Below are 1812 nucleotides of genomic sequence, written 5' to 3'. Positions count from 1 at the left end.
CAGGAAAAATGGGAAGAAGACAGCAAACTTCACAGGGAAATCGTATCAGAAGATAATGTGGCCGATGTGGTGTCTATGATGAGTGGTATCCCCGTTAACAAGATCGCACAAACAGAAAGCAATAAACTGGCAGAATTACCTGCTTTGATAAAAGGAAATGTCATTGGGCAGGATGAAGCTGTGGCCAAGGTGGCTAAGGCCATTCAACGTAACAGGGCCGGATTGAAAGATCCGAATAAACCCATAGGATCCTTTATTTTCCTTGGACAGACAGGAGTGGGTAAAACTCAGTTAGCCAAGGTATTGGCTAAAGAACTCTTCGATTCTGAAGATGCCCTGATCCGCATAGACATGAGTGAGTATATGGAGAAATTTGCCATTTCCAGATTGGTAGGAGCCCCTCCGGGTTACGTGGGTTATGAAGAAGGAGGACAACTTACAGAGAAGGTAAGACGCAAGCCTTATTCAGTAATCTTGCTAGATGAAGTTGAAAAAGCTCATCCTGATGTATTTAATATGCTGCTTCAGGTGCTAGACGATGGATATCTAACAGATAGTTTAGGAAGAAAGATCGACTTTAGAAACACGATCATTATAATGACCTCCAATATTGGAGCGAGACAATTGAAGGATTTTGGACAAGGGGTAGGATTTGGCACTGCAGCCAAGAAATCTCAGGAAGATTCCCATCAAAAAAGTGTGATCGAAAATGCCCTTAAAAAGGCATTTGCCCCAGAATTCCTGAACAGGATAGACGATGTGATTGTTTTCAATCCGCTGGAAAGAGAACACATACATCTGATCATTGACATTGAACTGGCCAAGCTCTTTAACAGAATTAAGGAGATTGGGTATGATATGAACCTCACAGATAAAGCTAAAGACTATATCGCTGAAAAGGGATTTGACAAACAGTATGGAGCAAGGCCTTTAAAAAGGGCCATTCAAAAATACATTGAAGATGCCCTTGCCGAGGAAATTGTAAACTCCAAATTGGAGGAGGGAGACAGCATTTATATGGATTACGATGGGAAAAAGGAATTTTTGACCATTGAAATTAAAAAGGCAAAGAAGTCTTCCAAGGCATAGTCTTGTAGGAAATATGAATAAAAGGGTGTCACTAAAACTGACACCCTTTTTCTATTCCTTTTTAGCAAAAAGCCTTACCCGCATGTACAATCTGTTTTTAATACGATATATACGCTTTTTATCTAATATTTTTTAAAACAGATTGGCTTCCCACTACATTCGTTTCGAACACTACAAAACTACATGGGGATGAAAGTAAGACCGATCAAAACACCGGTTGTCGTAAAGGAGTATGTCTTGGAAATAGGAAGCGTACAGGTTTACGACAATTATATGGTGGCGGTTTACAATGAAGGATGCACAGTTACCTTAGAAAGGGTTTATCAATTGATCGGAATATCTGAGATTCATTTTAGAGACAGGCCTTTTGGCTTTATCAGTTTTAGAAAAAATTCGTATGCCATAGACCCTACCATTTACAACTATGTAAGGGAATTAGACAATTTAAAGGCGTATGCAATTGTTTCCGTAAAAGAAATGGACATGCACAACTTCGCCATTGAAAAAATGTTCTATAAAAAACCAATGAAATTTTTTATTGACTACAACAATGCCCTGGCATGGGTTAAAAGACGCGTTGCTAAGAAATAAGTTCTTCTACCCATCATTTACTTCTTTTTCATCTGCCGTTGAGGATACCTCACTGAAAGCCTTACCTAAATGACTTGTTATATCACTTGCCATGAGCGACTCCATGCTCCCATGCTGTGCGGCAAGGTCTCC

The 1812-nt window shown here is 39.7% G+C and carries 2 protein-coding genes; both read left to right on the top strand.

Annotation, left to right across the window (positions count from 1 at the left end):
• Positions 1–1089 (top strand): AAA family ATPase (locus tag WBM49_RS04460; protein ID WP_424370863.1); only part of this gene is annotated, 1089 nt, incomplete at its 5' end.
• Between the two features lie 189 nt (positions 1090–1278).
• The gene (locus tag WBM49_RS04455; RefSeq protein WP_424370862.1) at positions 1279–1680 is read left to right on the top strand and encodes an STAS/SEC14 domain-containing protein; all 402 of its coding nucleotides are present in this window, start codon (positions 1279–1281) and stop codon (positions 1678–1680) included.
• The last annotated feature ends 132 nt before the right edge of the window (positions 1681–1812 follow it).

Origin of the sequence: Muriicola sp. (assembly GCF_049669965.1) — a bacterium.
Lineage (GTDB): Bacteria > Bacteroidota > Bacteroidia > Flavobacteriales > Flavobacteriaceae > Muriicola.
This window is presented reverse-complemented; position numbering and strand designations above follow the sequence as displayed.

What these genes read in the sequence shown, in the direction of transcription:
- WBM49_RS04455 (WP_424370862.1), top strand. Translation starts at nt 1,279, where the DNA reads ATGAAAGTAAGACCGATCAAAACACCGGTTGTCGTAAAGGAGTATGTC.